Origin of the sequence: Sodalinema sp. (assembly GCF_046483825.1) — a bacterium.
Lineage (GTDB): Bacteria > Cyanobacteriota > Cyanobacteriia > Cyanobacteriales > Geitlerinemataceae > Sodalinema.
On record NZ_JAWOCL010000049.1, the window covers coordinates 1 to 6,802 of the forward strand.

9 protein-coding genes and 1 pseudogene are annotated in these 6,802 nt (G+C 53.7%); 7 read left to right on the forward strand and 3 right to left on the reverse strand.

All coding sequences use genetic code 11. From position 1 onward, the window contains the following. A pseudogene (locus R6U67_RS02975) lies at positions 1–239 on the reverse strand (peptidase); the annotation flags it as partial. A gap of 371 nt (positions 240–610) precedes the next feature. On the opposite strand from R6U67_RS02975, the gene R6U67_RS02980 reads away from it, so the two are divergent. The 6 genes from R6U67_RS02980 (at position 611) to R6U67_RS03005 (ending at position 2,925) form a co-directional block, all read left to right on the forward strand. Next, the gene (locus R6U67_RS02980; protein WP_410251174.1) at positions 611–1,000 is read left to right on the forward strand and encodes a rubredoxin; all 390 of its coding nucleotides are present in this window, start codon (positions 611–613) and stop codon (positions 998–1,000) included. 69 nt (positions 1,001–1,069) lie between these two features. Then, positions 1,070–2,074: a photosynthesis system II assembly factor Ycf48 gene (locus tag R6U67_RS02985; RefSeq protein ID WP_410251175.1), complete on the forward strand. Its 1,005-nt coding sequence runs from the start codon at positions 1,070–1,072 to the stop codon at positions 2,072–2,074. Between the two features lie 115 nt (positions 2,075–2,189). After that, positions 2,190–2,435 carry a cytochrome b559 subunit alpha gene (gene psbE, locus R6U67_RS02990; RefSeq protein WP_068788954.1) on the forward strand — a complete coding sequence of 82 codons (246 nt, stop codon included), beginning with the start codon at positions 2,190–2,192 and terminating at the stop codon, positions 2,433–2,435. A gap of 37 nt (positions 2,436–2,472) precedes the next feature. After that, positions 2,473–2,607, forward strand: coding sequence for a cytochrome b559 subunit beta (psbF, locus tag R6U67_RS02995; RefSeq protein WP_410251176.1), 135 nt, complete (start codon positions 2,473–2,475; stop codon positions 2,605–2,607). Between the two features lie 9 nt (positions 2,608–2,616). Next, positions 2,617–2,739, forward strand: coding sequence for a photosystem II reaction center protein L (locus R6U67_RS03000; RefSeq protein ID WP_074162832.1), 123 nt, complete (start codon positions 2,617–2,619; stop codon positions 2,737–2,739). 66 nt (positions 2,740–2,805) lie between these two features. Further along, positions 2,806–2,925, forward strand: coding sequence for a photosystem II reaction center protein J (locus R6U67_RS03005; protein WP_074162834.1), 120 nt, complete (start codon positions 2,806–2,808; stop codon positions 2,923–2,925). Between the two features lie 134 nt (positions 2,926–3,059). Here R6U67_RS03005 and R6U67_RS03010 read toward each other — a convergent pair whose 3' ends face one another. Both R6U67_RS03010 and R6U67_RS03015 read right to left on the reverse strand, forming a co-directional pair. Continuing rightward, on the reverse strand, positions 3,060–4,961 hold the full coding sequence (locus R6U67_RS03010; protein WP_410251177.1) for a hypothetical protein: 1,902 nt from the start codon (positions 4,959–4,961) through the stop codon (positions 3,060–3,062). A gap of 66 nt (positions 4,962–5,027) precedes the next feature. Beyond that, positions 5,028–5,372 (reverse strand): DUF2499 domain-containing protein, encoded by a 345-nt coding sequence (locus R6U67_RS03015; RefSeq protein WP_068788956.1) that lies wholly within the window; start codon positions 5,370–5,372, stop codon positions 5,028–5,030. A gap of 243 nt (positions 5,373–5,615) precedes the next feature. Between R6U67_RS03015 and csaB the strand changes: the two genes are divergently transcribed. Further along, entirely contained in the window at positions 5,616–6,662 is a 1,047-nt protein-coding gene (gene csaB / locus R6U67_RS03020; protein WP_410251178.1) for a polysaccharide pyruvyl transferase CsaB, read from the forward strand. Positions 6,663–6,802 lie beyond the last annotated feature (140 nt).

Below are 6,802 nucleotides of genomic sequence, written 5' to 3' on the forward strand. Positions count from 1 at the left end.
TTGGACAGGGTGTAGAGGTTACGGGCTTTGTTTTGTTTGATGTCTTGTCGCAGATGGTTCATCACGGCTTGGGTGACTGAGAGACTGCCGCTGGTACAGAGGACGATGGTGCGATCGCCCGGAACGCAAAAGTCAAAGAGTTTCTGATAGGTAGAAATATAATCGACTCCGGCGTTGGTGCGAGAGTCGGCGCCAAAAATAAGTCCGTCGCGGTTGATAATCCCTAAGCAGTAGGTCATAGATGGGTTGGGTTGTTTAAAAAAGTCGATATTAGCTGGCCAGTCTGGGGTTGTCTAGCCTTTATGTTACCGCTCTGCGAGCGAGGCCGAGGGCGATCGCGTCGGAATGACGGGGCGCTGACGGCCGCCTCGAACCTGAGTCTGAGGGCAATTCTGAGAAAGTTGGGGGCAATTGGACAGGAAGGACTGAATGGGTTGAGGCAGACGGATTAGGCTCTATGCCCCACGCTCTAGGCATTTTGGGGGATTTACCAGAAAATACGTCTCGGGGGAATTCGGCGATGGACTTAATGTATGTCATAATAATTAACAGATTTTTAAGACTTGGCTGATTCACGTTAGCTGATAGAACCCCTTGCAAGTGCGAAGTCATGGATACTCAAGAGTCCAACGAGCTGCAACCTGAACAGGAACCGCAAAGCGAGCAAACCGAGCAACAAGCGTCTCCTCCAGAGCGCGATCGCTATGAATGTCTGGCTTGCGGTTACGTCTATGAGCCGGACCTCGGCGATGATAACGGTAGTGTGCCGGCCGGAACGCCGTTTGCGGAGGTTCCCGATCGCTGGCGGTGTCCCGTCTGTGGTGCGCGTAAACAATCCTTTGCCAATGTTGGTCCCAAAGGCACAGCATCAGGTTTTAAGGAGAACTTTTCCTATGGTTTGGGGGTCAATACGCTGACACCCACGCAAAAGACCTTATTGATTTTTGGTGGCTTAGGGTTAGGGGTTCTGTTTATGTTGAGTCTCTACGGCCTCGGTTAAGCCTAGGGTAAATTGCCTGTGAGTCATTGCGCATGAGTACTTGTGATTATTGAAAGAACTGCGACGACGATGAATGCTATGCTGCACCGTTTGAAATCAATCGCGATGGTGATCGCGGTGGTCTTTTTGCTGGCAGGCTGTAAGTACACCCCCTCTTTAGAGGTCAACCCGTGGGTGGTGGAATCTCTGCCAACGGAAGCGACATTTGCTGATGTGGCCTTTACGGATGATTTGTCCCGAGGTTGGCTGGTGGGGAACAAAGGAAGCCTGTTTGAAACGACGGATCAGGGGAAGACTTGGACGGCTCGTTCTCTGGATTTGGGTAGCGAGTCGGTCACCTTTGATTCGGTTAGTTTTTATGGCCATGAGGGGTGGATTGTCGGGGAACCGGCTATTCTACTCCATACGACCGATGGGGGCGATCGCTGGGAACGAGTTCCCTTAAGTGATAAGCTGCCCGGAAGTCCCCGTACCATTGTGGCCACGGGTCCCCATTCGGCGGAGATGACGACCAATGTTGGCGCGATTTATCGCACCACCAATGATGCGCAAAATTGGAAGGGATTGGTGGAAGAAGCCTTGGGAGTCTTTCGCAATATTTCCCGTTCGGCGGATGGAAGTTATGTGGCGGTGTCGTCGCGAGGTAACTTCTATTCGGTCTGGGATGATGAAAACCAAACCTGGCAACCGTTTAATCGTCACAGTGCTAGACGATTGCAAAATATGGGTTTCACCCCCGACGGAAATCTTTGGGTGTTAGGTCGCGGTGGAATGCTTCAGTTCGGGGATGCTCAAGATTCCGAAGCTTGGGAGGAGCCTCAGTATCCTGAATTGTCCACCAGTTGGGGACTATTGGATTTGGCTTATCAAACCCCCAATGATGTTTGGCTCGTCGGTGGAAGTGCCAATTTGCTCTATAGTAACGATGGGGGTGAAACCTGGCTCAAAGATCGTCAGGTGGAAAAGGTTCCCTCGAATTTCAACCGGGTGAAGTTTATTCAACCGGATCTCGGATTCGTTCTGGGACAACGAGGAACGTTGCTTCGCTATGACCCCAGCCAAGACCTAACCTGATCCCGACGGGCAACTGTTCTCATGATTGTGGGGTGCGGTTGCTTGTAGGTGTCTCGTTGTTTTTGTATGATAGACCGTAGATTTTAACACTGTCGAGAGGAGGATTTTAACAAACATGGCAGGTACAACTGGAGAACGTCCGTTTTCAGATATTATTACCAGCGTCCGCTATTGGCTGATTCATGCGGTCACCATCCCGATGCTGTTTATTGCAGGTTGGTTTTTTGTGAGTACGGGTTTGGCCTATGATGCGTTCGGAACGCCTCGCCCGGATGAGTACTACACGAAACAACGTCTGGAATTGCCGATCGTCTCGGATCGCTTTGAAGGTCGTCAGCAAATTGAACAGTTTATCAAATAACTGAGTTTCTGAGTTTTTTAACGAGAGGTTTTTAACCATGACAAATCGTTCCCCGTCTGAACCCGTTACCTATCCCATTTTTACAATTCGCTGGATTGCTGTTCATACTTTGGCAGTTCCTTCAGTGTTCTTTCTCGGTGCGATCGCCGCGATGCAGTTTATTCAACCTTAGGATCTAACCATGCCAACTCGTCAAAAGAACCCGAACCGCCAGCCGGTTGAACTCAACCGTACATCACTGTACTTAGGGTTGCTACTAATTTTCGTGCTGGGTGTGCTGTTTTCGAGTTACTTCTTTAACTAGATCCCACCCTCGCCTCTAGTGGTTTCATCCATTACATCAGATTACGTTAAACAGGAGACTTAAATTATGTCTGGAGATGCAAGAATCCCCCTTTGGATCGTGGCTACCGTCGCTGGAATGGGTATTTTAGCTGTGGTAGGACTGTTTTTCTACGGGGCCTATGTCGGCGTCGGCTCAGCTATGTAAGCGAGGCTTGATTCAACTTCAGGCTGACTGATTCAAGCCAAGCAAGTCTTGACAAAAAGACCCTCTTGTGATAAGGGGGTCTTTTTTGTGTTGGCTTCTTTGTGGCGGCCCGTTTATGGCGGCCCGTCGTGATGCTAGGGATCGGGTTTGCTGCTGAGGGGTAGACTGGGGAGTCCAGGGGGAGAGACGCGACGGGCGATCGCCACCTTATAACTCTCTCGCTCGTAATCCATATCCACGGCGATCGCCTCAAATTGCAATTCCACACCCCCTTGAGGGATGGTTAAACGAATCATGGATTCGACGAGATCATCATCGACGGGAAAGAAGTCTGTCAGCCAGCGGGGACCATCGAGAAGAAGCTGATTTTGGCGATCGTGAATCCAGAGTTTCACATAGACTCGCTGCGGCGTCTGCTTCAGTCGCACCCGAATCAAGGCCGGACGACCCACGGCCAGGGTATGGGTGGGAACAATCAACTCGGGCGTGGGAACCGGCTGCTCTGGAGGCGGCGTCGCGGCCAATTTCGCCACCGAGGGCGGCGGTTCTCCGGGATCCTCATCAACCACCACCTCTGAGGCTTCCTCCAGGACTGACTCAAAATCATCGCCGAGACTGAAGGGATTGCTGTCATTGGCCTGTTGCGCCCGCGCGTTGAGCCAGTCCGAGAGGTCGTCGTTGTGGGCGATATCGTTGAGCCGAGAACTGAAGCGACTCGGGGCTAATCCTCCATCGAGACTGGGGGCGATCGCCGACTCGGGCGGTGAGGCCAAATCCCTCTCCTCCTCTGAGGTCTCTGAAGTGGGGCTAGACCTCACTTCAGAGACCTCATTCGTCTCATCAGCCGCATCCGGGGACGCTTCAGGGACAACGGGAGCGGGACTCAGGGGCGTTTGCTCAGGAAGGTCCGGGAAACTCGGGGAAGGACTCGAGGAGGAACTCGGCTGTTGCAACTCGCCAAAGGGATTCTCTAGGGGTTGCGGTAAGGGTTTCCCAAAACTGGGCAGATCCAGAGGTTTCTTCCCGGAGGATGACCCCAGATTCAGACGAGGCGGAAGAGCCTGTTGCAGATTGGGATTGTTGTCATGGGCCGCCGGGAGGCTGTCGGAACTTTGGGGGTTGAGGGGACGATCATTGGGACGAGACATGGGACGAGACTGGGGCTGCGATCGCTCAATTAGGGAGCGATCGATCTGGCCATCGGCCAACTCATTCAAAAGTGTCTCTAAACCCGCTGTCACCACAAAAGACTGTTTCGCCAACACGGTCGGAACCGCATCACAGAGAACCACCTCTCCCAAAATGAGACGGCTTTGACAAGACTCAGGAATCGTCACCGGATAGGAAAACTCAAGCGGGGCCGCTTGACGGGGTAACAGCCGTTGTAGCGCGGCGACCACGTGCAAACTTTGGGGTTCTCGTAAGCGAATCCGCAGGTGCAACCCCGATAACGTCCCAGAGTTACCCGAGAGACAGTCGACTCGTCCCGATAAGACTAACGGTTCTCGGTCCGGGAGACGATAGTTGTCTTGAGCGAGTTGTAACCGTAAATCCAGGTCTTGGCGATCGCCAATCTGGGGTTCCTCAGTCGGGGCGGTGTCCTTGGCGATTGGGCCGACGGGAGGCTGAGGCGGTTCCGTCACCGGGGACGCGGCTGGGGGAGAGTCGGGGAGATCCACCGCCGGGGCCTCAACCCACAGCCGAACCTGTCCTTGAGGGGGATCATCGGGGCGATCGCGTCTCAGGGCCGCCATTGAACAGGAGAGTGACCACAGGCCAGCACTCAAATCCGTGGCCGGGAGGACTAAAATCGTGCCATCTTCATCGGTTTGACGGGTGGTGCGATAAAACTGTCCTGTCCCCCCGGCTTCAGACTGGGGTTCATAACGGACACAGACCTCGGTCACCGCATCTGTGACTGAGGTACGCGCCACGACTCGATAGCGTCCTGGGGTGAGGCGGGTTTGCCCCTCCCCGAGAGGAAGCCAAACGCGATCGCCCTCTCGTTGAATTAGAAAGTCCCACTGTTCCATCATCTACCTCCCGCTCACAGACTGACTCAAATCTTAACCGCTAATTCTTGACGCGACTGAACATAACTTTCAAGACTTCTCCACCCCGTCAGTCGTGTTTAGGGTATCTTGATTCAGAGGATTATGCCATCGTCGCCAAATCCAAGCGGCGGCTAAACACACGGTGCAGTTACCCAGCACTGTCATAGAGGCTTGAAGAGTTACCAGCCATTCTAACCGTTGGGCGTTGTCAAAAAAGTGCCAGGTACAGGCGCACATTGCCCCAACGAGGGCCGGCAGCATGGCCACGGCCAACCCTTTCCAAGCGGGATTCTTGAGACGTTCACCATAGCGCCAGACTAGCCAAATGGCGGCAATCCATTCGATGACGCTAGAGACATGAACCATCCAAGTGGGAAGAGAAAGGGCGTGCATAGGGCAAGTTGAGAGCAAGTTAAATCTTGCTTAGTTTAAAACAAAGTTAAGCCGCCTCCAAGCTGCTGTCACAACTGTTTTCATACTTCTGTTTTAGGACCGCTGTTTTGGGGAAAGTCCCTGGGGGATTTTGGACTCGGGTCGGTCTCCCCCGCCGTTGACAGTGTTTGTTGTAGGCTAAGGGAGGCAAGGCGTTGACCCTGACGCATCCTGGAGGGTTAACCCGTCTCTACGAGTAAAAACATGGCAAGCGAACGAGCCGTTCTCTGTGGCTACTATGGTATGGGAAATATGGGGGATGAAGCCCTGTTGGCGGCCCTATTGGAGATGTTACCGACGTCGGTGACTCCGGTGGTGTTGTCGGGGAATCCTCAGTTTACCCGCGATCGCTATGGAGTTGAGGCGATTCCCCGCAAGGCGACCTTTGAGATTTTAACGGCGCTGCGATCGGCTCAGAGTTTTATTTGGGGCGGCGGCAGTTTAATGCAGGATAGTAGTAGCGCCCTTAATCCCTTCTATTATGGGGGACTGATGGGGTTGGCTCAACAGTTGGGCCGACGGACGATCGCCTTAGCCCAGGGTATCGGTCCCCTGTCTCGACCGTGGACTCAGTCCCTGACTCGTCGCTGTCTCGCTGGCTGTGATGTGGTGACGGTGCGCGATCGCAATTCGGCGGCTTGTCTCAATGATTGGGGGATTCCCTTCACTCTAGCCCCCGATCCGGTTTGGGCCTTGGAGTCGCGATCGCCTCAGGGACTTTGGGATCTACCAGCGCCCCGTGTGGCGGTGATTGTACGCCCTCATCCTCAGTTCACGCCGGCCCGCCTCGAACGCCTGATCACGGCGATCGCTGCCTTTCAGACGGCCACTCAAGCCTCGATCTTCTTGGTTCCCTTCCAGCCGAGTCAAGACCTGGACCTGGCACGGACGATTTACGCCCGATTACCCGAAAACCGTTATCTTTGGCAATCTGACGATCCTCGTGCCTTGAAGGGGCTATTTCGCGGGGTTGAGATGGCGATTTCCATGCGCCTCCATGGACTGATTGCGGCAGCGGCTGAGGGCTGTCGCTGTTGGGGACTCAGTTATGATCCCAAGGTGACGCAATTCTTACGGGAGTTCGATCTTCCGGGTTGGGAACTTGAGGATTTGCCTGAGGAGTCTACGGAGATTAGTCAGGCGTGGATTGAGTATTATGCTAATGGGGAACCGTTGTCAAAAACTCGTATTCAAGCCACCATTGATCGGGCAAATTTACATCGTGAATTGTTGTGTCAGGGGTTGGGGTGAGAAGGGGAATAGGGAATAGGGAACAGGGAACAGGGGGAAGAAGGCAAGAGGCAAGAGGCAAGAGGCAAGAGGCAAGAGGCAAGAGGCAAGAGGCAAGAGGCAAGAGGCAAGAGGCAAGAGGCAAGAGGCAAGAGGCAAGG